Genomic DNA, 23,319 nt, shown 5'->3' with positions numbered 1-23,319 from the left:
GCCGCGTCAGGCGCCAACCGCCTTTCACTTCTAGAATTCAGGAATTTTCTGATCCATGGGCAAATCGCTGGTCATTGTGGAATCCCCGGCTAAGGCCAAGACCATCAACAAGTATCTGGGTAACCAATACGTGGTGAAGTCGAGTATCGGCCATATCCGAGACCTGCCCACCAGCGGTTCGGCTAGCGCCAGCAAAGAGCCAGCCGCCAAGCGCGGCAAAGCCGCTGCGGGTGAAGGTCCGGTGCTCTCGCCTAAAGAGAAAGCGCGCAAGCAGCTGGTCTCGCGCATGGGTGTCGATCCGGATCATGGCTGGAAAGCCAAGTACGAGATCCTCCCGGGCAAGGAAAAGGTTATCGAAGAGCTGCGCCGGCTCGCCAAGGATGCTGACACCATCTATCTCGCAACCGACTTGGATCGCGAGGGGGAAGCCATTGCCTGGCACCTGCGCGAAGCCATCGGTGGTGACGACAGCCGCTACAAGCGCGTGGTGTTCAACGAAATCACCAAGAAGGCGATTCAGGAAGCCTTCTCCAAACCAGGCGAGCTGGACATCGACCGTGTCAACGCCCAGCAGGCGCGTCGTTTCCTCGACCGCGTGGTGGGTTACATGGTTTCGCCGCTGCTGTGGGCCAAGATCGCCCGTGGCCTGTCCGCCGGTCGCGTGCAATCGGTTGCCGTGAAGCTGGTGGTGGAGCGTGAGCGTGAAATCCGCGCGTTCATCCCGGAAGAGTACTGGGAAGTCCACGCTGACCTTGGCACCGCCAAGGGCGCTACCGTGCGTTTCGACGTCGCTCGCGAGAAGGGCGAAGCGTTCAGGCCGCTGAACGAAGCCCAGGCCATGGCTGCGCTGGAGAAGCTCAAGGCTTCCAGCTACAGCATCGTCAAGCGCGAAGACAAGCCGACCAGCAGCAAGCCGTCGGCACCGTTCATCACGTCCACCCTGCAGCAGGCCGCGAGCAACCGCCTGGGCTTCGGCGTGAAGAAAACCATGATGATGGCCCAGCGCTTGTACGAAGCCGGCTACATCACTTATATGCGTACCGACTCCACCAACCTCTCGGCCGATGCCGTGACGATGGCGCGTACGTATATTGAAGGCGAATTCGGCAAGAAGTACCTGCCAGAAACCCCGAACGTCTACAGCAGCAAGGAAGGCGCACAAGAGGCTCACGAAGCGATTCGTCCGTCCGACGCCAACACCGAGCCAAGCAAGCTGTCGGGCATGGAGCGTGATGCAGAGCGGCTTTACGAGCTGATCTGGCGCCAGTTCCTCGCCTGCCAGATGCTGCCGGCGCAATACCTGTCGACCACGGTCACCGTTGGTGCCGGCGATTTCGAGCTGCGTGCCAAGGGCCGTATCCTGAAGTTCGACGGTTACACCCGCGTCATGCCGCAAATCGCCAAGCCTGGTGATGACGACGTGCTGCCGGACATGGCCCAGGGCGACGCGATGAAGCTGATCAAGCTTGATCCGACCCAGCACTTCACCAAGCCGCCGGCGCGTTACTCGGAAGCGAGCCTGGTGAAAGAAATGGAAAAACGCGGTATCGGTCGTCCTTCGACCTACGCGGCGATTATTTCGACCATCCAGGACCGTGGTTATGTAGCGCTGCACAACCGTCGTTTCTACTCGGAAAAGATGGGTGACATCGTCACCGAGCGCCTGTCCGAGAGCTTCTCCAATCTCATGGACTACGGCTTCACCGCCGGCATGGAAGAGAATCTCGATGACGTGGCCCAGGGCGAGCGCGACTGGAAAAACGTGCTGGACGAGTTCTACGGCGACTTCAAGAAGAAGCTCGAAGTGGCCGAAAGCCCGGAAAGCGGCATGCGTGCCAACCAGCCGGTGATGACCGACATTCCGTGCCTGACCTGTGGCCGTCCGATGCAGATCCGTACCGCATCGACCGGCGTGTTCCTCGGTTGCTCGGGTTACAGCCTGCCGCCGAAAGAGCGCTGCAAGGCCACCGTCAACCTGGTGCCGGGTGATGAAATCGCCGCGGACGACGAGGGTGAGTCGGAATCGCTGGTGCTGCGTGGCAAGCATCGTTGCCCGATCTGCAGCACGGCGATGGACGCTTACCTGCTCGATGAGAAGCGCAAGCTGCACATCTGTGGCAACAACCCGGATTGCGACGGCTACGAAATCGAAGAGGGCACCTATCGCATCAAGGGCTACGAAGGTCCGAGCCTGGAATGCGACAAGTGTGGCAGCGAGATGCAGCTCAAGACTGGCCGTTTCGGCAAGTTCTTCGGTTGCACCAACGCAACGTGCAAGAACACCCGCAAACTGCTGAAAAGCGGTGATGCGGCACCGCCGAAGATGGATCCGGTGAAGATGCCTGAGCTGAAATGCGAAAAGGTCAACGACACCTACATCCTGCGCGACGGGGCTTCCGGCCTGTTCCTGGCCGCCAGCCAGTTCCCGAAAAACCGCGAGACCCGTGCGCCGTTGGTCATGGAAATCATCCCGCACAAGGATGAGATCGATCCGAAGTACCACTTCCTCTGTGAAGCGCCGAAAAAGGACCCGGACGGTCTCCCTGCCGTGATCCGTTACAGCCGCAAGACCAAAGAGCAGTACGTGCAGACGGAAGTCGACGGTAAGCCGACTGGCTGGAAAGCGTATTACGACGGCGGCAAGTGGACAGTTGAAGACAAGCGCCCGGCAGCCAAAGCTTAAACAGCGCTGCAATTAAAAGGCCGCATGAAACCCTCGGGTTTTCATGCGGCCTTTTTGTTTTGGGCTTGCGGTGTGCTTGGGTGATCCACGACACTGTCTGACCTGCGTGAAGCAATTATTTCGTTGTGGAGGCTGCCGTCATGGCCCACGAACTCTATACCCGTACCAATCAGAAGATTTATTTCGCCGGCCTGTCGCTGGAAGCGCTTGCCAAGGCTGAAGAGGGGCGGGCGATGAACTCCCTGGCGCTGATTCAGGCCGGGCGCGAATCGGCGTTGTTTCACTTGTACGGTGCGTTGCTGGGGCTGTGCCATGAAATTGCCGGTTTCTATCGCTTGCCTCAGGCCAATGCGCCTCGGGCGGAGATGTTGCTGACTCGGGAAGTGCTGGAAGCCATCGCCATTCCAGAAATGGCCGAGATGGTCGAGTTGGCGCAAAACCCGGAAACCTGGCTGGCCAAGCTGCTGTCGGCTCATGCTGCGTTGTTCCAGCCGCCGCGTGCACCGCACAAACCCAAGGGCGACGTGACGCAGCCGCTGATCCTGGCCGTTAATCTGGATGAAGAAGATTCGCCGGAAGAGCTGAGTCGGGAGGAGTTGGAGAGCTGGCGTCAGAACCTGAAAGGCCTGGCGATTCGTTTTCGCGAAGGGTTGAACGAGTGCTGAAGGATTGAGTGTTTAACGGAGGGTCCGACGGGCTGTCCGTTTCAGGGATGAGTGTTGTGAGAAATGTCTCTTCGTAATGGCATCTGGTCAAGATCCTGAGCGAAGCCTGTCCGATGCCTATATAATCGCCGCCTTTCGTGGAGAACAGACCTTTATGCCGACGTCCTTTCTAGAAATTGTCGAGTTACCAGACGGCCGAATCGAGCTGCGCAGGGCCGAGGACGAGGGTTCTCTGGTTACTTTGGATTTCTCTGAGGATGCTAAAGCGTTCCTGCAGGGCCAACACGTGGAAGTTGCCAAGGCGATGTTGAGCGTCGGCGTTCAGATGGCTGGCCGCTTGGTTGAGGGTGATTTCAATACGGATGAGAGCTCACGGGTCCTTCATTGATCCCGTTCGTCGCTTTTTCCTGATACCGCTACAGACCGGCTTCTCTATTCTTGGAGAAGCCCCGCGCAGTTCAGTGCGTGCTTCGTTTAACCCAGTCGAATGTTCAGACTTTGTGCGTCCCCGGTCCGGGCGGCGCTGATCAACTGTTGCCGTGAAGTGGTGCTCAGTGGATTGAGCCAGCTGACGACTGTGTGGCTGCGACCCAGACGCAACGCTTCGCAGGTCAGCTGTTGTGCACTCTGAGTGCCGCGCGGTTGCAGCAACAGAATGCGTTCACGATTCAGGCCGGCGTCTCGAAGCCAGGTTTGTGTCAGGCTGGCCGGCGGGGCGATCAATGTCAGCCAGCGCGCGTCCTGATCCTCGCTCAGTTCCCTGAGGATCGGTGCCAGAAGGCTCAGGCAGTTCCCGGCCGCACCACGCAATGACAGCTCACTGAAAACTTCAGGTTCGGCGCTCCAGGGCGACTCGACCACATCCTTCAGAATCGGTGCCATCGGCTGCACCATGAACGCCTCGAACAACGGCAGTTGGGCTTGCTGTGATGTGTGTGGGAACTGCATAAAGCCTCCTTTAGCGGCGAATGACGCCGACACTCAAGCCTTCGATCACCAGTTCCTGATCTTTCAGGTTCACTTCGATAGGGGCGAATTCAGGGTTTTCTGCAATCAACCAGACTTTGCTGCCGTCACGCTTGAAGCGTTTGACCGTTACTTCGTCGCCGATCCGCGCCACCACGATCTGGCCGTTGCGGGCCTCACGGGTGGTATGGACAGCCAGAAGGTCGCCGTCGAAAATGCCCACGTCCTTCATGCTCATGCCGTGAACGCGCAGTAAATAGTCCGCGCGAGGATGGAAAAAGGCAGGGTTGATGTTGCAGGATTCTTCGATGTGCTGCTGGGCAAGGATCGGTGCACCGGCAGCCACTCGGCCAATGATGGGCAGGGTGGATTCGTCGGCCTTGGCTTCGAAACCTGGGATGCGAATGCCGCGGGATGCGCCCGGCGTCATCTCGATCGCACCCTTGCGAGCCAGCGCCTTGAGGTGTTCTTCCGCTGCGTTGGGCGACTTGAAACCCAGTTCCTGAGCGATTTCCGCGCGGGTCGGCGGGTAGCCGTTGTCTTCCAGGCAGCGTTTGATGAAGGCCAGAATCTCGGCTTGGCGTGGCGTCAGCTTTAGCATATTGATCGCTCTGTCTTTTTATACAGTGACTGGGATTATATACAGTGAAAGCGACTTGGCAATGCCCCTTTTTTTACCGGCCGCCAGACGGTCGATCAGCCGGCTGATTAAAGCGTCGTCGTTGTATGGTTAAATAGCTGACCGGCCATTCCCAAAACGAACCGCCAGACTTGACAAGGCCTGGGCTGAAACGTATGTTTCAAACAAGTGTTTGTCAGGCGGAGTAGCCATGGCCCAGTCGGAAACCGTTGAACGCATTCTTGATGCTGCCGAGCAGTTGTTCGCGGAAAAAGGTTTCGCAGAAACCTCGTTGCGTCTGATCACCAGCAAGGCCGGTGTCAATCTGGCGGCGGTGAACTATCACTTCGGGTCGAAGAAGGCGCTGATTCAAGCCGTCTTCTCGCGCTTTCTCGGGCCGTTCTGTTTAAGCCTTGATAAAGAGCTGGAGCGGCGTCAGGCCAAGCCCGAGAACAAACCGACACTTGAAGAACTGCTCGAAATCCTCGTCGAGCAAGCCCTGGTGGTACAGCCACGCAGCGGCAACGATCTCTCGATTTTCATGCGTTTGCTGGGGCTGGCGTTCAGTCAGAGCCAGGGTCACCTGCGTCGTTATCTGGAAGACATGTACGGCAAGGTATTCCGTCGCTACATGATGCTGGTCAACGAAGCTGCGCCACGCATTCCACCGATCGAGCTGTTCTGGCGCGTGCACTTCATGCTGGGTGCGGCAGCGTTCAGCATGTCCGGTATCAAGGCCTTGCGCGCGATTGCCGAGACCGATTTCGGCGTCAACACCTCCATTGAGCAAGTGATGCGCCTGATGGTGCCCTTCCTGGCCGCCGGCATGCGCGCCGAAACCGGCGTGACCGACACGGCCATGGCCACTGCGCAATTGCGTCCGCGCAGCAAATCGACACAGGTTGCCGCCAAGGTTTAACCGCGCACGGGTGGGCGCGGCAGCTGACATCCGCTAAGCTAGCCGCCCATGCCGACTCTCGTTCTGAACCCGCTCCCCATAGATATCGCCGACCTGCCGGGCAAAGTCCGCAGCGGCGAACGCGTGCGAGCCGGGTTTATCGTTATCAAGGAATCTCTATGACTGCTGGCCTGCAAGGCTCGTTGATGGTGGACGTCGCCGGTACCTGGCTGACGGCTGAAGATCGCCAATTGTTACGCCAACCGGAAGTGGGCGGCCTGATCATTTTTGCCCGCAACATCGAACACCCGCGTCAGGTGCGCGAACTGAGCGCCGCCATCCGAGCCGTTCGACCTGATCTGCTGCTGGCAGTGGATCAGGAGGGCGGTCGGGTGCAACGCCTGCGCCAGGGCTTCGTGCGACTGCCGGCCATGCGCGCCATTGCCGACAACCCGAACGCCGAATACCTGGCCGAGCAGTGCGGCTGGATCATGGCGACCGAAGTGTTGGCCGTCGGCCTCGACCTGAGCTTTGCCCCGGTGCTGGATCTGGATTACCAGCGCAGCGCCGTGGTCGGTACCCGTTCGTTCGAAGGTGACCCGGAGCGTGCTGCACTGCTGGCAGGTGCATTTATCCGTGGCATGAACAGCGCCGGCATGGCCGCCACCGGTAAACACTTCCCCGGCCACGGTTGGGCGGAGGCCGATTCCCACGTCGCGATCCCGAATGACGAGCGCAGCCTCGATGAAATCCGCGCCAACGATCTGGTGCCGTTTGCCAAATTGAGCAAGCAACTGGCCGCCGTGATGCCGGCCCATGTTATTTACCCGCAAGTCGATTCCCAGCCGGCCGGCTTCTCCCGTCGCTGGTTGCAGGACATCCTGCGCGGCGAGTTGCAGTTCGACGGCGTGATCTTCAGCGATGACCTGTCGATGGCCGGCGCTCACGTGGTCGGCGATGCTGCCAGCCGTATCGAAGCCGCGCTGAGCGCTGGTTGCGACATGGGCCTGGTGTGCAACGACCGCGCCGCTGCGGAGCTCGCGCTGAGTGCCGCCCAGCGTCTGAAGGTCAAGCCGTCCGAGCGCATTGCGCGGATGCGCGGCCAGTCGTATGCCAGCACTGAATACCGTCAAGACCCGCGCTGGCTGACGGCCATTGGTGCGCTCAAAGACGCTCAACTGATTGAATAAGGACTTTACGTTATGACGGTTTACGCGATTATCGGTGGCACCGGCCTGACTCAACTGGAAGGCCTGAGCATTCGTCAGTCACTGGCGGTGGACACCCCTTACGGCACGCCTTCGGCCGAGGTGCAGATCGGTGAGTACGCCGGCAAGGAAGTGCTGTTCCTCGCGCGTCATGGTCACCCGCACCGTTTCCCGCCGCATCAGGTGAACTACCGCGCCAACCTCTGGGCGCTAAAGCAGGCTGGCGCCGAAGCGATTCTTGCGGTCAACGCTGTCGGCGGAATTCATGCTGCGATGGGTACCGGGCATTTCTGCGTGCCGCATCAACTGATCGATTACACCAGCGGTCGCGAACACACCTATTTTGCCGATGACCTGGAACAGGTCACCCACATCGACTTCAGCTATCCCTACAGCGAACCGCTGCGCGAGCAATTGATCGCGGCATTGGCGGCTGAAGGCGTTGGTTACAGCAGTCATGGCGTGTATGCCTGCACGCAGGGACCGCGCCTGGAAACGGTGGCGGAGATTGCGCGACTGGAGCGCGACGGTTGCGACATCGTCGGCATGACCGGCATGCCGGAAGCGGCATTGGCGCGTGAGCTGGAGCTGGATTACGCGTGCCTGGCGTTGGTGGTGAACCCGGCGGCGGGCAAGTCGACAGCTGTGATTACCATGGCCGAGATCGAGCAGGCGTTGCATGACGGAATGGGCAAGGTGAAGTCGACATTGGCGCGGGTGTTGAAGGGCTGATCGATCGTTGCACCGAGTTGACCTCATCGCTGGCAAGCCAGCTCCTACAGGTGTCGAGTTATCCCTTGTAGGAGCTGGCTTACCAGCGATAGCGATTTAACTGCCACCACTACTTATCGATCTTCTCCGGCAAAGGCGCAAACAACGCCTCAATATCATCACTCTGCAACTTCCAGTCCCCAGCCTTGCGCCCATCCAGCACGCCTGCCGCCAAGTCGGATTTTTCCTTCTGCAGGTGCTGAATTTTTTCTTCCACCGTGCCCCGGGCAATCATCTTGTAAACGAACACCGGTTTCTCCTGGCCGATGCGATACGCGCGGTCAGTCGCCTGGTTTTCCGTCGCAGGGTTCCACCACGGGTCGTAGTGAATCACCGTGTCCGCTTCCGTCAGGTTCAAGCCAACACCGCCTGCCTTCAAGCTGATCAGAAAGATCTGACGCTTACCGCTCTGGAAGTCTTTCACCGGGGAGCGTCGGTCTCGAGTCTGCCCGGTCAGCAACGCATACTCCACGCCGCGCTTCTTCAGTTCGACCTCGATTAACGCCAGCATCGAAGTGAACTGCGAAAACAGCAGAATCCGTCGGCCTTCCTCGAACAACTCCTCAAGCATTTCCATCAGGCTGTCGAGCTTGCCCGAGGTGCTTCCGCGTGTCGGCAGGGCTGCGTCGTTGACCAGGCGCAAGTCGCAGCAGACCTGACGCAGCTTCAGCAACGCCTCAAGGATGATGATCTGGCTGCGTGCCACGCCTTTGCGGGTGATTTCGTCGCGGACTTTCTTGTCCATCGCCAAGCGCATGGTTTCGTACACATCGCGCTGGGCTTCGTTGAGCTCGACCCAATGGATGATTTCAGTTTTCGGCGGCAACTCCGTCGCTACCTGCTCTTTTGTCCTGCGCAGCAGGAACGGTTTGATCCTGCCGTTGAGGTGTTGAAGTCGTACTTCGCTGGCGCGCTTTTCAATCGGCACGCGGTAATCACGGTTGAAACTCTTCACATCGCCGAGCCAGCCGGGCAGCAGGAAGTGAAACAGCGACCACAGCTCACCCAGGTGGTTTTCCAGTGGCGTACCGCTCAGGCACAAACGCTGGCGTGCATTCAGCTCGCGTGCGGCGTGGGCGGCTTTGCTGTTGGGGTTCTTGATGTATTGCGCTTCGTCCAGCACCAACACGTGCAGTGGCTGTGCGGCCAGGCGTTCGACGTCCTTGGGCAGCAGCGCATAGGTGGTGAGGATCAGGTCGTAATCGGCCAGACTGTCGAAATGCTTTTTACGACTGGCGCCGTACAGTGCCAGCACTTTCAGTTGCGGTGTGAAGTGCGCCGCTTCGTCGAGCCAGTTGGGAATCAGGCTGGTGGGCATCACCACCATGCACGGACGATCGAGGCGCCCGGCGTTTTTCTCGCTGAGAACATGCGCCAGGGTTTGTAGGGTTTTGCCCAGGCCCATGTCATCCGCGAGAATCCCGCCAACTTCCAGTTGCCGCAGCGACTGCATCCAGCTCAAGCCTTCCAGCTGATAGGGACGCAAGGTCGCGTTCAAGCCTTCCGGCGCAGTCGCGGTGTAGTCCTTGATGTCCCGCAGACGCTGGGCAAAGCTGCGCATTTGTTCGCCACCTTCCCAGAGCAGCGGCAGGTCTTCCAGCGGATTCAGGCGCGTCGCGTCGGCCTTGCTCAGGCGCAGTGTGGTTTCGCCGGGCTCTTGCAGATAGAACTCGCCGAGGGTCGCCAGCACCGGTTTCAATCGGCCAAAGGGCAGGGCGACTTGCAACGGCCCATGCTCGGAGTTCGGGCGATGGGGGATGTTCACCAAAATCAATTCATCGTCGCGACGCCGTGCGAGGCGTTCCGGGTTGAGGATCTCGGTGTGGGAGCGCATCAGGTTCAACAGGATGGGCAGCAGGCTTAACCGCTCACCATTGACGATGATCCCCAGTTCCAGATCAAACCAGTCGCGCTCCGGCGCCTGTTCGACGGTGGCGTACCAGTCGTCCACGGCGGTCAGATCGAAACCGAAATCCTCGTCGATCTGCAACTCCCAGCCTTGGGTGCGCAGCTTCGGCAGCTCATTGAGCGTGAAGGTCAGCCAGGCACTGTCATTGACCATTTCATAGAGTTCGCCGGCACTTTCCGGCAAGGCTTTACTTTGCCGGGTGGCGATCTTGAAGCCGAGGATTCGTAACTGTTCCCTGTAGGCCTGTTCGACTTCCGGGTGGCGTTTTATCCGTAATGTCTGTGCCTCCTGACGTATCAGGATTTCGGCGTTTTTCTGCCCGCAAACGTATTCATCCAGATAGCTGAAGGACAACGCAGCGCGATGCTGGATGTAACGCTGCATCTTGCCGTTGCGCGGCTCGAAGGCGCTGAACTCAATGCTCGCCAGCCACAGGCGCGGCACCGGTTGAACGTTGTCCACCAGCACTTGCGGCGGTGCTTTCGGGCTGCGGTTTTCCAGTACGGCCTGGAGTTTTTCCAGCAATTCGGCGTCTTGAGCGGCGGCGGGGTAGGCGAGGGTTTCCTGCACCTTCAACAGCACGGCTGCGCAATGTTTGCAGTTGCTGCGGACCGGGCATGTACACGTGGCATCGACCATCAGCAGGGTGCTTTTGGCTGACTCGCGCAGGCGAATGGTCTGACGGTATACGTTACCGCCAGAACCTTCGCACGCGGCAGTAATGGTTGCGTCGCCGACTTCCACGATCCTGACGCGGTTCTCCAGCGCATAGCGGCGGCCGCGCTCCAGGCTTTGTTCCTTGAATCGACTGACCCATGAAGGTGCCAGGGGTTTGCTCAGGGTCGCGGGCATAGGGACTTCAATCAGTCCGGAATTTGTTCGGGGACTGGCCGAGGCGCAGGGGCGGTGAGCGAGGTGATCTTGATCAGCAGGCCGAGGTGACCGTTGTCGAGGAAGTTCAACTGGCCGTTCTTGGTGTGGCTTTCTTGTTTGAGGCGTTCGCTGGCGGTCACCATGCCGTTGGCGTCGATCTGGTTGACCCAGAAGTCGGCGTCAACGTCGGTGAAACGCCCCAGTTTCAGGTTCAGCGTGCCCTCGATCGGGAACTGGCCGAACTGTTCCTTGCCGTCGCTGACCGCAACTTTGCTGGCTTCTTCGCCGAGATTTTGCTGCCAGGCCTTGTGCAGCAATACGGTGTATTCATTGCTGGCGGTGAGTTTTTCCACTTCGCCATTCAGGCTCGGCGTACGCAGGCTCTCGGGGCGGATTTGCTGGGCGCCGGCGGCCCAGTCTTCCGGCGCGGCGCGGCTGACGATGGCGGGCACGGCGTTTTGCCGGACCAGAATCATTTCGATCTGATACAGGTCATCGGCAAACGCCGTTGGGGCGACCAGGGTGGTCAGCAAAGTCAGTAAGCGAAACAGGCGCATGCGGCGTCCTTCAAGCAGTTTTCGGAATGAGGCATTCAAGCAATGCCTCTACAGTATTAAAGCGCTCTTCCGGGCGCTCCATCGGGACCATGAATTTAAACATCGTGGCCCCTTCGAATTTGTAGCGTTTAGGCTGGCCCTGAATCAGTTTGATCAGGGTCAGCGGATCGACCGGTGTCTGCGCCGCGAACTCGATCCGGCCGCCTTGCGGGCCACCGTCGACTTTCTTGATGCCCAGCACTTCGGCTTGCAACTTCAGCCCTGTGATGCGCATCAGGTTCTTGGTTGGCTCCGGCAGCAGGCCGAAACGGTCGATCATCTCGACTTGCAGGTCCTTGAGACCATCCTCATCGGTGGCCGAGGCAATGCGTTTGTAGAGAATCAGCCGCGCATGGACATCCGGCAGATAGTCTTCGGGAATCAGCGCCGGAACACGCAAATTGACTTCCGGGCCACCGCCCAACGGCTGATCGAGATTCGGTTGTTCGCCCTTGCGGATCGACTTCACCGCACGCTCGAGCATCTCCATGTACAGGGTGAAGCCGACCGCCTGAATCTGTCCGCTCTGGCCGTCGCCCAGCAGTTCGCCGGCGCCACGGATTTCCAGGTCGTTGGTGGCGAGCACGAAGCCCGCGCCGAGGTCCTGGGTATTGGCGATCGCCTCCAGACGCTTTTCTGCGTCCGGGGTGATTTGCTGGCGCGGCGGTGTCAGCAGATAAGCATAGGCCTGGTGGTGACTGCGACCTACGCGGCCACGCAACTGGTGCAACTGCGCCAGGCCGAATTTGTCGGCGCGCTCGATGATGATGGTGTTGGCGCTCGGCACGTCGATGCCGGTCTCGATGATGGTCGAGGCGATCAGCACGTTGAAGCGCTTGTGGTAGAAGTCGCTCATCACCTGTTCGAGTTCGCGCTCGCGCATCTGCCCGTGGCCGATGCCGATCCGCGCTTCCGGCACCAGTTCGGCGAGGTCGGCGGCGCATTTCTCGATGGTCTTCACGTCGTTGTGCAGGTAGTAGACCTGGCCGCCACGCAGCAGCTCCCGCAGCAGCGCCTCTTTGACCGTGCTCTTGTTCTGCTCCATGACGAACGTCCGCACCGACAGGCGACGGGCCGGCGGCGTGGCGATGATCGACAGGTCACGCATGCCGGACACTGCCATGTTCAGCGTGCGCGGAATCGGCGTGGCGGTCAGCGTGAGGATGTCGACTTCACTGCGCAAAGCCTTGAGCTGTTCCTTCTGGCGGACACCGAAACGGTGTTCTTCGTCGATGATCACCAGCCCGAGGTTTTTGATTTTCACGTCGTCTTGCAGCAGCTTGTGCGTGCCGATGACGATGTCGATCTTGCCTTCGGCGAGGTCGGCGACGGCGGCATTCACTTCCTTGGCCGACTTGAAGCGGCTCATCACTTCCACAGTCACCGGCCAGTCGGCAAAGCGGTCGCGAAAGCTGTTGTAGTGCTGCTGGGCGAGGAGGGTGGTCGGCACCAGAATCGCCACCTGACGACCGCCGTGCACCGCAATGAACGCTGCGCGCATCGCCACTTCGGTCTTGCCGAAACCGACGTCGCCACAGACCAGTCGGTCCATCGGCTTCGGTGCGAGCATGTCGGCGCGCACGGCTTCGATGGTGGTTTGCTGGTCCGGGGTTTCTTCGAACGGGAACCCGGCGCTGAAAGTTGCGTAATCGGCTTTCGGATCTTCGAAGGCATAACCTTCGCGAGCAGCGCGGCGGGCATAGATGTCGAGCAATTCCGCCGCCACATCGCGCACCTGTTCGGCGGCTTTGCGTTTGGCTTTCTGCCAGGTTTCCGAGCCGAGACGGTGCAGTGGGGCCAGGGCATCGTCGCTGCCGGTGTAACGGGCGATCAGGTGCAGGTTGGCCACCGGCACGTACAGTTTGGCGCCTTCTGCGTATTGCAGGGTCAGGAACTCGGCGGCTTGATCGTCGATTTCCAGCGTCGCCAGGCCCAGATAGCGGCCAACGCCGTGATCGATGTGCACCACCGGCGCGCCTTCGCGCAGTTCGGTGAGGTTTTTGATCACGGCGTCGTTGTTGGCGTCGGCGCGTTTTTCACGGCGACGACGCTGCATCACGCGCTGACCGAACAACGGACTTTCGGCGACCAGCGCCAGGGCCGGATCGTCGAGCACCAGGCCTTCGTCGAGCGGTGCGATGGTGATCGCCAGGCGCTCCTTGCTCGCGACAAAGTCGGGCCAGCTGTCGACGGTTTTCGGTCGCAGCTTCAGGCGTTCCAGCAGTTCCAGCAGCACTTCACGACGGCCCGCAGATTCGGCGGTGAACAGCACGCGACCAGGGAACTCGTCGAGGAAGCCGGCCAGCGCGGCCAGCGGTTGAGTGGCCTTGGCTTCGATGGCCAGGTTCGGCAGTTCCCGCGCCGGGAAGCGCTCGCGGCCGACACCGGTTTCAACATCCTGTTGACTGGCGACGACGCGCGGCCAGTTCTTCAGGCGTGCGAAGCAGTCCTCCACCGGCAGGAACAATTCGGCTGGCGGTAATAAAGGACGGGACGGATCGACGCGGCGCTCTTCATAACGATTACGCACGTCGTTCCAGAAATTTTCCGCCGCCTGCTCGATACCCGGCAGGGAAAACACCTGGGTGTCCTGGGGCAGGTAATCGAACAGGGTCGAGGTTTCGTCGAAGAACAGCGGCAGGTAGTACTCGATACCCGCCGGTGTAATCCCGCTGCTCAGGTCCTGAAAGATCGGGCAGCGGCGGAAATCGACATCGAAGCGCTCACGGAAGCGTGCCTTGAAACGGGTGACCGCATCTTTCTGCAGCGGGAATTCCCGTGCAGGCAGCAAGCGGACGGTGTCGACTTTATCGATGGAGCGCTGGTTTTCCGGATCGAAGGTACGCAGCGTTTCGATTTCGTCATCGAACAGGTCAATCCGGAAGGGCAGTTTGCTGCCCATCGGGAACAGATCGATCAGCGAGCCGCGGACGGTGAATTCGCCGTGCTCGTACACCGTGTCGACGTAGCGATAACCGCTGGCCTCAAGCCGGGTGCGCATTTGCTCGACGTCGAGCTTCTGGCCAACGTCCAACACCAGGCTGCTGCCGAGCAGGAATTTGGTCGGCGCCAGGCGGTGCAGGGCCGTGGTGATCGGCACCACCAGCACGCCATGGCTCAACTCCGGCAATCTATATAGAGCAGCGATGCGCTGGGAAATGATGTCCTGGTGTGGCGAAAACAGATCGTAGGGCAGGGTTTCCCAGTCCGGGAAATGCAGCACCGGCAAATCCGGGGCGAAGAAACCCAGCTCCTGCTCCAGCCGCTCGGCACTTTGGCTGTCGGCGGTCAGTAGCAGGGTAAAGCGCTTGGCAGCGCTGGCAGCCTCGGCAATGGCCAGGCTCAGGGCGGCACCGGGCAGGTTGCCCCAGTGCTGTTTACCTGCCGCGGCAGGGAGAAGCGGTAGACGCAGAACGGGCACGGAAGGTTGAGCTCCAAGCGTTGCGACAAAGTCGGTAATTGTAGCGGCCCCGGGTGCCGCCTGTCAGTTGCTGACTGTGTCTATTACGCAGGTTTGGCGAAATGTAGTGGTAAAGACAAAAAACGCCGGTTTTTTGCTGAAAATTACTGATTATGTAGTGGCAAAACGACTGAGTGTTACGGAGGGTTACGGATAAGACGGCGATGTCTCCAAAAAATTGACTTCGCTGAAAGCCGCGGTTTTACTGGGCTTCGGCGGTGCGTAATTTTTTTGAAGAAGAAATTGTTACGGATCGCACGACAGGCGCGCATTGCTACGAGAGGCACTCGGCGGCATAATGTAGCCCCTTTTTTCTGCCCCTACATGTGGAAGGTTCCCGTGACTCAGAAGCCCGACCAGTGTCTTGGTGAATGGATCGACCGTGAAGCACTCGCAGAAGCGATGATTCCGCTTATCGGTCAGCTCTACCGCAATAACAACGTGGTGAGCTCGATCTATGGCCGCAGCCTGATCAACCAGTCTGTCATCGCGATTCTCAAAGCTCACCGCTTTGCTCGCCATCGTTCTTCCGACGATAGCGAACTCTCCGTCCACGAAACATTCCCTCTGCTGAAAGCCATGAGCGAGCTCAAGCTCGGCGCTGCTTCGGTAGATTTGGGCAAGTTGGCGTACAAATTCCGCGTCGAAGGCAATGGCCGTACTGCCGAGCAGTTCGTCCGTGAAGAAATGGCTGAAGTGGTTGGCCAGCAAAACGCCTCCGCTCGCAAAGGCACCGACGTTGTGCTGTACGGCTTCGGTCGTATCGGCCGTCTGCTGGCGCGCATTCTGATCGAAAAAACCGGTGGCGGCGACGGTCTGCGTCTGCGTGCCATCGTGGTGCGCAAGGGCGCCGAGAACGACCTGACCAAGCGCGCCAGCCTGCTGCGCCGCGATTCGGTACATGGTTCGTTCAACGGCACCATCACCATCGATGAAGAAAACAACACCATCACCGCCAACGGCAACCTGATCCAGGTTATCTACGCGAAGAACCCGACTGAAGTGGATTACACCCAGTACGGCATCAAAGACGCGCTGCTGGTGGACAACACCGGTGTATGGCGTGACGCCGATGGCCTGGGTCAGCACTTGGCCTGCCCGGGTATCGACCGCGTTGTTCTGACCGCGCCTGGCAAAGGCAAGCTGAAGAACATCGTTCACGGCATCAACCACGGCGAAATCACCGCTGACGACAAGATCGTTTCGGCCGCTTCCTGCACCACCAACGCCATCGTGCCGGTGCTGAAGGCTGTCAACGACAAGTTCGGCATCGTCAATGGTCACGTTGAAACGGTTCACTCGTACACCAACGACCAGAACCTGATCGACAACTTCCACAAGGGCGATCGCCGTGGCCGTAGCGCCGCGTTGAACATGGTGATCACCGAGACCGGTGCTGCCACCGCTGCTGCCAAGGCTTTGCCTGAGCTGGCCGGCAAGCTGACCGGTAACGCGATCCGTGTTCCGACGCCAAACGTGTCGATGGCCATTCTCAACCTGAACCTTGAGAAAGCCGCCACCCGCGAAGAGATGAACGAGTACCTGCGCTACATGGCGCTGCACTCCGATCTGCACAAGCAAATCGACTTCGTCAATTCGCAGGAAGTGGTTTCCACCGACTTCGTTGGCTCGCGCCACGCAGGCGTTGTGGACGCTGAAGCAACCATCACCCAAGACAACCGCGTTGTTCTGTACGTTTGGTACGACAACGAATTCGGTTACAGCTGCCAGGTGGTTCGCGTGATGGAAGACATGGCCGGTGTAAACCCGCCAGCATTCCCGCGCTAAGCCTTAGCTGCACATGAAAACGCCCCGACTTTGGTCGGGGCGTTTTTGTTTGTGCAGGCTTTTGAGCCGTGTCGCCAGGTCGGGCCTCATCGCTAGCAGGCTAGCTCCCACAGGGGACTTGTGAGCGACACAGACCCAATGTGGGAGCTAGCCTGCTAGCGATGGCGGTCTGTCAGGCGCCGCCAACCACCGCCGCCTGCGCCGTCCGCAACTCATGCCGGTTACCACGGAACAACACCAGCGTCGCAATCAACCCCAGCACTGCCGCGCCGCTGAGCCAGATCCCCGGCGCAGCCTTGTTATCCAGCACATGAATCAGGTACGTACAGGCTGCCGGCGTAAACCCGCCGAAGGTTGCCGTCGCCAGGCTGTAGGCCAGAGAGAAACCGGTCGTACGAACTTCCACCGGCATGATCTCGGTCAGCGCCACGACCATGGCGCCGTTGTACGAGCCATACAGGAACGACAACCACAACTCGACGATCAGCAAATGGCTGAAGCTCGGGTTTGCCACCAGCCACGACAGGGCCGGGTAAGCGGTGAGAATCGCCAGAATGGTCGCTGCGAGAAGCAGGGGTTTTCGCCCGATCCTGTCGGACACAGCACCCATCACCGGCAGCCAGAAAAAGTTCGACAGGCCGATACAGACCGTCACCAGCAGCGCATCCAGATCCGACAGGTGCAGTTCGGCCTTGCCGAAGGTCGGGGTGTAGGCGGTGATCAGGTAGAACGACACCGTGGTCATCACTACCAACGCCATGCCGGCGATGACAATGCCAAAGTTCTGACCGATCGAGTGGACGATTTCCCGCAGGGTAGGGCGGTGTTTTCGTGCCTGGAACTCAGGCGTTTCTTCCAGCGAACGGCGAATCACGAAGATCACCGGCACGATCATGCAGCCGATCAGGAACGGCACACGCCACCCCCATTCACCCATTTCTTCCGGGCTGAGCCAGTGGTTCAAACCCACCCCCAGCAGGCCGGCAAACACCACCGCCGCTTGCTGACTGGCAGACTGCCAACTGACGAAGAACCCTTTGCGCCCCGGTGTGGAAATCTCCGCGAGATACACCGACACACCGCCCAGTTCCACGCCGGCGGAGAAACCTTGCAGCAGTCGGCCGAACAGCACGATCAGCGGCGCGGCCACGCCTAGCGTGGCGTAACCCGGTACGCAGGCAATCAACACCGTACCGGCCGCCATCATCGCGAGGGTGATGATCAAGCCTTTGCGGCGGCCATGACGGTCGATGTAGGCACCGAGGAAAATCGCCCCCAGCGGGCGCATCAGGAAGCCGGCACCGAAGGTGGCCAACGACAGCATCAGAGAAGCGAAAGCGCTGTCGGCGGGGAAGAAGGTTTTGGCGATGGCTGTGGCGTAAAAGCCGTAGACCATGAAGTCGAACATTTCGAGAAAGTTGCCGCTGACAACGCGAAAAATCGCTTTGCCTTTGCCGGTCGTGGAGGACATGTCTGGATACTCACTTTTTAAATCTTGTAAGAAAGCGTTTCGCGTGTGTCCCATAATGGCTGGCGTGCTTTTACTGGGAGATGAAGATTTGTTAACTGGACGTTGGAAGGTGGTTGTGATGCTGGCTGGTGTTTTGGCTGGCTGCGGCAATGGCGATTCCATGGAAAGCATCGGCGGCCCGACTATGGGCAGCACTTATTCAATCAAATACGTGCGCCATGCCAATCTGCCCGCGCCCGCACAGGTGCGCAGCGAGGTGGAGAAGATCCTCGCCGAGGTCGACAAGCAAATGTCTACCTATCGCAGCGATTCGGACATCGAGCGCTTCAACGATCTGCCCGCCAATCGCTGTCAGAAAATGCCCGCGTCCATCCTCAAATTGATCCGCGTTGGTGAACAACTGTCAGAGCAAAGCGAAGGATCCTACGACCTGACCGTGGAGCCACTGCTCAATCTCTGGGGATTCGGCCCCCGGGCGCGTGAAGAAAAAGTGCCCAATGCCCAAGCGCTTGCCGAGGTGCGGCAGCGAGTCGGTTATCAGCATCTGCGCATCGAAGGCGATCAGTTGTGCAAGGACGCTGCCGTCGAAGTCGACTTCAACAGCATCGCCGCCGGCTACGCCGTCGATACGATTGCCGCAAAGCTCGACGCGATGGGCATCCACAACTACCTCGCCGAAGCCACCGGCGAACTCAAGGCTGCTGGCAAGAAACTTGATGGCTCGCCGTGGCGCATCGCGCTTGAACAACCCCGAGACGATCAGCAGGTTGCAGAACGCATCATCGCGGTCGACGGCTACGGGGTGTCCACTTCCGGCGACTATCGCAACTATTTTCTGCAGGACGGTCGGCGTTATTCCCACACCTTCGATGCTCACACCGGTACGCCGGTCTCACACACCCTGGCGTCAGTCACGGTCATTCATCCTTCAGCGTTGATGGCCGATGGCCTATCGACGCTGTTGCTGATTCTCGGTCCTGAACGGGGGTGGGACTATGCCGAAACCCACAACATAGGTGCATTCTTTGTGATTCGTGCCGATACAGGTTTCGTCATACGTACCAATCAGGCTTTTGAGCGTCTCAGTGGCGGCAAAACTGAATGATTACGGTGATGCGCGCATTGAAAACTGGCGTTGTAGTGCAGGCAAAAGTAGCCTACGACGCGACCAAGGGTTAATGTGCGCGGCGTTGACGCTTCTATAGACTGTGTCCGGGTTCTGCACTGGCCCCAAATTGTTCCTTCACGCCGCAGATCGGCGTGATTTAGCCGCAGGTGCCGAGAGTGCCGCGGCCTGTTCTGAGGAGTATGCATGGCTGTCTACAACTACGACGTGGTGGTGCTGGGTTCCGGCCCGGCGGGAGAAGGCGCGGCAATGAACGCCGCCAAAGCAGGGCGCAAGGTGGCGATGGTCGATAGTCGTCGCCAGGTTGGCGGCAACTGCACCCACCTGGGCACCATCCCGTCCAAGGCACTGCGTCACTCCGTCCGGCAGATCATGCAGTTCAACACCAACCCGATGTTCCGGGCCATTGGTGAGCCGCGCTGGTTCTCGTTCCCGGACGTGCTGAAAAGCGCCGAGAAAGTCATTTCCAAACAAGTCGCTTCGCGCACCGGCTACTACGCCCGTAACCGCGTCGACGTGTTCTTCGGCACCGGCAGCTTCGCCGACGAGCAAACCATCGAAGTGGTCTGCGCCAACGGTGTAGTTGAAAAACTGGTGGCCAAGCACATCATCATCGCCACCGGCTCGCGTCCTTATCGCCCGGCGGACATCGATTTCCATCACCCGCGTATCTACGATAGCGACACCATCCTCAGCCTCGGCCACACCCCGCGCAAACTCATCGTTTACGGCGCCGGCGTGATCGGTTGCGAATACGCGTCGATCTTCAGTGGTCTGGGCGTACTGGTTGAGCTGGTAGACAACCGCGGCCAGTTGTTGAGCTTCCTCGACTCGGAAATCTCCCAGGCGCTGAGCTACCACTTCAGCAACAACAACATCACGGTTCGCCACAACGAAGACTACGACCGCGTCGAAGGCGTGGACAACGGTGTGATCCTGCACCTCAAGTCCGGCAAGAAGATCAAGGCCGACGCCTTGCTCTGGTGCAACGGTCGTACCGGCAACACCGATCAGTTGGGTCTGGAAAACATCGGCGTCAAGGTCAACAGCCGTGGCCAGATCGAAGTCGACGAAGCCTACCGCACCTGCGTGCCGAACATTTACGGCGCCGGTGACGTGATCGGCTGGCCGAGCCTGGCCAGTGCCGCACACGACCAGGGCCGTTCGGCGGCTGGCAGCATCGTCGACAACGGCAGCTGGCGTTTCGTCAACGACGTACCGACCGGCATCTACACCATTCCGGAGATCAGCTCGATCGGCAAGAACGAGCAGGAGCTGACCCAGGCCAAAGTGCCGTACGAAGTGGGCAAGGCGTTCTTCAAGGGCATGGCGCGTGCGCAGATCGCCGGCGAGCCTCAGGGCATGCTGAAGATCCTGTTCCACCGCGAAACGCTGGAAGTGCTGGGCGTTCACTGCTTCGGTTATCAGGCGTCGGAGATCGTGCACATCGGTCAGGCGATCATGAACCAGCCGGGCGAACTGAATACGCTGAAGTACTTCGTCAACACCACGTTCAACTACCCGACCATGGCCGAAGCCTATCGAGTAGCGGCGTACGATGGCCTCAACCGGCTTTTTTGAGCGGCTCCGGCCGGTGGCCTGAGCCGGCCGGGGAGACCGATTTCAGCAATTCTCGAGCGTGGCGGTGGCCAAACCGGGAAAGTCTGTAATCAGGCTGTCAACGCCGAAGTCGGCGAGTCTGCGCATCAGCGCGGGCTCGTTGACTGTCCACACCGACACATGCAACCCCTGTCGCTGTGCCTTCTCCAGGCGCTCCGGCGTGCACAGGGTCCAGTTCAGCGCCAGAATCTCACAGCCATAGCTTGCTGCGACCTTCAACGGGTCGAGCCAGGCGTACTCGGCCACCAATCCGCGGGACACGTCCGGCACCAGGTCCAGCGCGGCTTTCAGTACTTCGCGCGAGCTTGAAGTGATGGTCACCTTGTCGAGCAGGCCATGACGCACGGCCATTTCACGAATCGCCAGGACGGTGGTCGCGGCGCGGGTGCGTGAAGCGCTTTTGACTTCCAGCTGCCAGTGTTCGAAATCGCATTTCTCGAACAGCTCTTCCAGCGTAGGAATCGGGCACGGCTTGATCCAGCCCGGTCCGCCCTTGCGCGCGTCGTAGGTCACCAGCTCGGCGGCCGTATGCTCGACCACCTTGCCGCGTCGGTCGGTGGTGCGCTTGAGCGTCGGGTCGTGGATGACCATCAGCTCGCCGTCCATGGACAGGTGCAGGTCCAGTTCGCAACGGCGCACGCCGTGCTTGAGGCATTGCTGAAAGCTGTTCAGCGTGTTTTCCGGTGCTTCGCCCTTGGCGCCGCGATGGCCGTAGATGAGGGTCACGGTTCTTCCTTAAATTAATTGCCTGATTCGTTTTCGCGGGCCAGGCGTCGTTCCTGGGCCTGCTTTTGCAGAATGTAGCGGGCCAGCAGTTGGCGCTGGGCATCGGTCGGGCGTTCGAACTCGGTGCCGATGTCGAAGCCGCCGCCCTTGCGGTCGCAATGGGTGACGCGCGCCCGAAGCAACAGGCCGAGGGCTTGTGGCATCAGCACCAGTTTCACCGACAAGTGAGTGCCTTCAGCGATAGCGGTCGGATACTGGAAGTCGATGCCGCCTTCCGAGATGATCACGGGCTGCGGCTCGCCGATCTGCCCAAGCACGGTGATGGCGATCACCTGGCTGAGCAGATCGATGCGTTTGTTCTGGGATTTCAGGAACGCCGCGAGGTTGCGGTCGCGTTCACTGATCTGGCGCAGCAGGTGTTGCGACTCGAATTCGCTCAGGTGCAATTCGCTGAGCAGGTTGAAGAGTGGGGAAGCATCCTGCAACACTTCCTGGCCTGCGGCTTCGGGAGCGGACAGGGGCCGAATTTCCAGTGCGATCGTGTCCTCGATACGGTAGTATTCGCGGCGATCTTCTTCATCTAATGTCGACATGGCGAACCCATGGTAGCGGCGGTGGTCTGAGTGTAAAGCTGGTTATCGACCCCCGCCACAAGGACGTTCCTTTTCCCTCCGAACAAGCCCCGACATGTTCAGACCTCTCTTCGTATTTATTGGCACGCGTTATACCCGTGCAAAGCGTCGCAATCATTTTGTGTCGTTCATTTCCCTGACTTCGATCATCGGTCTTGCCCTCGGCGTGATCGTGATGATTGTCGTGCTGTCGGTCATGAACGGCTTCGATCATGAAATGCGCACGCGCGTGTTGGGCATGGTGCCCCACGCGACCATCGAGTCCGGTGAGCCGATTAGCGACTGGCAGGGCCTCGCCGCCAAGGTCAAGCAGAACCCGCAAGTGACGGCCGTGGCGCCGTTTACCCAGATGCAGGGTTTGCTGACCAACAACGGCAAGGTCTCCAAGGTGCTGCTCAATGCCATCGACCCGGCGCTGGAACGCCAGGTGTCGATCATTGACAAGTTCATGCTGCAGGGCAAACTCGACGACCTCGCGCCCGGCAGTTTCGGCATCGTCATCGGCGACAAGGCGGCCGCCAAGCTCGGCGCGGCCATCGGCGACAAGCTGACCTTCGTTGCGCCGGAAGTCACCGTGACCCCGGCCGGCATGTTCCCGCGCATGAAACGCTTTACCGTGGTCGGCATCTTCCATGTCGGCGCCGGTGAAATCGACGGTTACCTGGGCGTCACCAACCTGCAGGATCTGGCGAAGCTGCACCGCTGGAAACCGGATCAGGTGCAGGGCATCCGCCTGAAGTTCGACGACTTGTTCCAGGCGCCACGCACCGCGTGGAACATCGCCCAGCAGCTCGGTGAAGACCATTTCTACGCCCGCGACTGGACCCGCACCCACGGCAATCTGTATCAGGCGATCCGCATGGAAAAAGCCATGATCGGTCTGCTGTTGCTGCTGATCGTTGCCGTGGCCGCGTTCAACATCATTTCCACGCTGGTGATGGTGGTGAACGACAAGAAGGGCGACATCGCCATTCTGCGTACCCTCGGCGCCACGCCGGGTTCGATCATGGCGATCTTCATGGTGCAGGGCACGGTCATCGGTGTGGTCGGTACGCTGATCGGCGCCGTGGTCGGGATCTTCGCCGCGCTGAACGTCAGCGCCGCGATCTCGGTGCTCGAAGGCCTGATCGGACACAAATTCCTCAACGCCGACGTGTACTTCATCGATTACCTGCCGTCGCAAGTGCAGAGCCAGGATGTGTTGATGGTCTGCGCCGCCGCGTTGGTCCTGAGTTTCCTCGCCACCCTGTATCCAGCCTGGCGTGCCGCGCGCACCCAGCCTGCGGAGGCGCTACGTTATGAGTGAGT

At 59.8% G+C, this 23,319-nt stretch carries 18 protein-coding genes; 10 read left to right on the top strand and 8 right to left on the bottom strand.

The genetic code is table 11. From position 1 onward, the window contains the following. Positions 1 to 55: 55 nt before the first annotated feature. The 3 genes from topA (at position 56) to PMI32_RS16865 (ending at position 3,736) form a co-directional block, all read left to right on the top strand. Positions 56 to 2,683 carry a type I DNA topoisomerase gene (gene topA / locus PMI32_RS16855; RefSeq protein ID WP_008028483.1) on the top strand — a complete coding sequence of 876 codons (2,628 nt, stop codon included), beginning with the start codon at positions 56 to 58 and terminating at the stop codon, positions 2,681 to 2,683. A 140-nt stretch (positions 2,684 to 2,823) separates the two neighbouring features. After that, the gene (locus PMI32_RS16860) at positions 2,824 to 3,348 is read left to right on the top strand and encodes a DUF6586 family protein (protein WP_008028481.1); all 525 of its coding nucleotides are present in this window, start codon (positions 2,824 to 2,826) and stop codon (positions 3,346 to 3,348) included. Between the two features lie 154 nt (positions 3,349 to 3,502). Continuing rightward, a complete protein-coding gene (locus PMI32_RS16865) occupies positions 3,503 to 3,736 on the top strand; it encodes a hypothetical protein (RefSeq protein ID WP_008028479.1) in 234 nt (77 codons plus the stop codon). Between the two features lie 86 nt (positions 3,737 to 3,822). Here PMI32_RS16865 and sulA read toward each other — a convergent pair whose 3' ends face one another. Both sulA and lexA read right to left on the bottom strand, forming a co-directional pair. Further along, positions 3,823 to 4,296, bottom strand: a complete 474-nt coding sequence (sulA, locus tag PMI32_RS16870; protein ID WP_008028477.1) for an SOS-induced cell division inhibitor SulA — start codon at positions 4,294 to 4,296, stop codon at positions 3,823 to 3,825. Positions 4,297 to 4,306: 10 nt separating this feature from the next. Then, on the bottom strand, positions 4,307 to 4,915 hold the full coding sequence (gene lexA / locus PMI32_RS16875; RefSeq protein ID WP_007944149.1) for a transcriptional repressor LexA: 609 nt from the start codon (positions 4,913 to 4,915) through the stop codon (positions 4,307 to 4,309). 229 nt (positions 4,916 to 5,144) lie between these two features. Between lexA and PMI32_RS16880 the strand changes: the two genes are divergently transcribed. From PMI32_RS16880 to PMI32_RS16890, 3 genes are all read left to right on the top strand, one after another. Beyond that, positions 5,145 to 5,852, top strand: coding sequence for a TetR/AcrR family transcriptional regulator (locus PMI32_RS16880; RefSeq protein ID WP_008028474.1), 708 nt, complete (start codon positions 5,145 to 5,147; stop codon positions 5,850 to 5,852). 158 nt (positions 5,853 to 6,010) lie between these two features. After that, the gene (nagZ, locus tag PMI32_RS16885) at positions 6,011 to 7,021 is read left to right on the top strand and encodes a beta-N-acetylhexosaminidase (RefSeq protein ID WP_008028471.1); all 1,011 of its coding nucleotides are present in this window, start codon (positions 6,011 to 6,013) and stop codon (positions 7,019 to 7,021) included. 12 nt (positions 7,022 to 7,033) lie between these two features. Then, positions 7,034 to 7,771 (top strand): S-methyl-5'-thioinosine phosphorylase, encoded by a 738-nt coding sequence (locus PMI32_RS16890; protein WP_008028469.1) that lies wholly within the window; start codon positions 7,034 to 7,036, stop codon positions 7,769 to 7,771. Between the two features lie 109 nt (positions 7,772 to 7,880). On the opposite strand, the gene PMI32_RS16895 is transcribed toward PMI32_RS16890, so the two are convergent. The 3 genes from PMI32_RS16895 to mfd are packed head-to-tail and all read right to left on the bottom strand — an operon-like array spanning position 7,881 to position 14,609. Next, entirely contained in the window at positions 7,881 to 10,571 is a 2,691-nt protein-coding gene (locus PMI32_RS16895; RefSeq protein WP_008028466.1) for a DEAD/DEAH box helicase, read from the bottom strand. A gap of 11 nt (positions 10,572 to 10,582) precedes the next feature. Then, positions 10,583 to 11,149 carry a CsiV family protein gene (locus PMI32_RS16900; RefSeq protein WP_008028464.1) on the bottom strand — a complete coding sequence of 189 codons (567 nt, stop codon included), beginning with the start codon at positions 11,147 to 11,149 and terminating at the stop codon, positions 10,583 to 10,585. 10 nt (positions 11,150 to 11,159) lie between these two features. Further along, positions 11,160 to 14,609, bottom strand: a complete 3,450-nt coding sequence (mfd, locus tag PMI32_RS16905) for a transcription-repair coupling factor (RefSeq protein WP_008028463.1) — start codon at positions 14,607 to 14,609, stop codon at positions 11,160 to 11,162. A gap of 363 nt (positions 14,610 to 14,972) precedes the next feature. Here mfd and PMI32_RS16910 point away from each other — a divergent pair, with 363 nt between their 5' ends. Further along, positions 14,973 to 16,436, top strand: coding sequence for a glyceraldehyde-3-phosphate dehydrogenase (locus tag PMI32_RS16910; protein ID WP_008028461.1), 1,464 nt, complete (start codon positions 14,973 to 14,975; stop codon positions 16,434 to 16,436). A gap of 172 nt (positions 16,437 to 16,608) precedes the next feature. On the opposite strand, the gene PMI32_RS16915 is transcribed toward PMI32_RS16910, so the two are convergent. Beyond that, a complete protein-coding gene (locus tag PMI32_RS16915) occupies positions 16,609 to 17,907 on the bottom strand; it encodes an MFS transporter (RefSeq protein WP_008028459.1) in 1,299 nt (432 codons plus the stop codon). A gap of 118 nt (positions 17,908 to 18,025) precedes the next feature. Between PMI32_RS16915 and PMI32_RS16920 the strand changes: the two genes are divergently transcribed. After that, positions 18,026 to 19,012: an FAD:protein FMN transferase gene (locus PMI32_RS16920; RefSeq protein WP_008028457.1), complete on the top strand. Its 987-nt coding sequence runs from the start codon at positions 18,026 to 18,028 to the stop codon at positions 19,010 to 19,012. A 207-nt stretch (positions 19,013 to 19,219) separates the two neighbouring features. Next, on the top strand, positions 19,220 to 20,614 hold the full coding sequence (gene sthA / locus PMI32_RS16925; protein ID WP_008028455.1) for a Si-specific NAD(P)(+) transhydrogenase: 1,395 nt from the start codon (positions 19,220 to 19,222) through the stop codon (positions 20,612 to 20,614). A 42-nt stretch (positions 20,615 to 20,656) separates the two neighbouring features. Here the strand turns inward: sthA and PMI32_RS16930 are convergent, their stop codons facing one another. Both PMI32_RS16930 and PMI32_RS16935 read right to left on the bottom strand, forming a co-directional pair. Further along, complete coding sequence (locus PMI32_RS16930; protein WP_008028453.1) at positions 20,657 to 21,379, bottom strand: glycerophosphodiester phosphodiesterase; 723 nt, start codon at positions 21,377 to 21,379, stop codon at positions 20,657 to 20,659. Between the two features lie 14 nt (positions 21,380 to 21,393). After that, on the bottom strand, positions 21,394 to 21,972 hold the full coding sequence (locus PMI32_RS16935; protein ID WP_008028451.1) for a PilZ domain-containing protein: 579 nt from the start codon (positions 21,970 to 21,972) through the stop codon (positions 21,394 to 21,396). Positions 21,973 to 22,066: 94 nt separating this feature from the next. On the opposite strand from PMI32_RS16935, the gene PMI32_RS16940 reads away from it, so the two are divergent. After that, positions 22,067 to 23,317: a lipoprotein-releasing ABC transporter permease subunit gene (locus tag PMI32_RS16940; RefSeq protein ID WP_008028449.1), complete on the top strand. Its 1,251-nt coding sequence runs from the start codon at positions 22,067 to 22,069 to the stop codon at positions 23,315 to 23,317. The last annotated feature ends 2 nt before the right edge of the window (positions 23,318 to 23,319 follow it).

It is taken from the genome of Pseudomonas sp. GM60, assembly GCF_000282415.1.
Classification (GTDB): Bacteria; Pseudomonadota; Gammaproteobacteria; order Pseudomonadales; family Pseudomonadaceae; genus Aquipseudomonas; species Aquipseudomonas migulae.
This window is presented reverse-complemented; position numbering and strand designations above follow the sequence as displayed.

Bases quoted from the DNA above. Each gene is read 5' to 3' on its own strand.
- topA (WP_008028483.1), top strand. From the start codon at position 56: ATGGGCAAATCGCTGGTCATTGTGGAATCCCCGGCTAAGGCCAAGACC.
- PMI32_RS16860 (WP_008028481.1), top strand. From the start codon at position 2,824: ATGGCCCACGAACTCTATACCCGTACCAATCAGAAGATTTATTTCGCC.
- PMI32_RS16865 (WP_008028479.1), top strand. From the start codon at position 3,503: ATGCCGACGTCCTTTCTAGAAATTGTCGAGTTACCAGACGGCCGAATC.
- sulA (WP_008028477.1), bottom strand. From the start codon at position 4,296: ATGCAGTTCCCACACACATCACAGCAAGCCCAACTGCCGTTGTTCGAG.
- lexA (WP_007944149.1), bottom strand. From the start codon at position 4,915: ATGCTAAAGCTGACGCCACGCCAAGCCGAGATTCTGGCCTTCATCAAA.
- PMI32_RS16880 (WP_008028474.1), top strand. From the start codon at position 5,145: ATGGCCCAGTCGGAAACCGTTGAACGCATTCTTGATGCTGCCGAGCAG.
- nagZ (WP_008028471.1), top strand. From the start codon at position 6,011: ATGACTGCTGGCCTGCAAGGCTCGTTGATGGTGGACGTCGCCGGTACC.
- PMI32_RS16890 (WP_008028469.1), top strand. From the start codon at position 7,034: ATGACGGTTTACGCGATTATCGGTGGCACCGGCCTGACTCAACTGGAA.
- PMI32_RS16895 (WP_008028466.1), bottom strand. From the start codon at position 10,571: ATGCCCGCGACCCTGAGCAAACCCCTGGCACCTTCATGGGTCAGTCGA.
- PMI32_RS16900 (WP_008028464.1), bottom strand. From the start codon at position 11,149: ATGCGCCTGTTTCGCTTACTGACTTTGCTGACCACCCTGGTCGCCCCA.
- PMI32_RS16910 (WP_008028461.1), top strand. From the start codon at position 14,973: ATGTGGAAGGTTCCCGTGACTCAGAAGCCCGACCAGTGTCTTGGTGAA.
- PMI32_RS16915 (WP_008028459.1), bottom strand. From the start codon at position 17,907: ATGTCCTCCACGACCGGCAAAGGCAAAGCGATTTTTCGCGTTGTCAGC.
- PMI32_RS16920 (WP_008028457.1), top strand. From the start codon at position 18,026: ATGCTGGCTGGTGTTTTGGCTGGCTGCGGCAATGGCGATTCCATGGAA.
- sthA (WP_008028455.1), top strand. From the start codon at position 19,220: ATGGCTGTCTACAACTACGACGTGGTGGTGCTGGGTTCCGGCCCGGCG.
- PMI32_RS16935 (WP_008028451.1), bottom strand. From the start codon at position 21,972: ATGTCGACATTAGATGAAGAAGATCGCCGCGAATACTACCGTATCGAG.
- PMI32_RS16940 (WP_008028449.1), top strand. From the start codon at position 22,067: ATGTTCAGACCTCTCTTCGTATTTATTGGCACGCGTTATACCCGTGCA.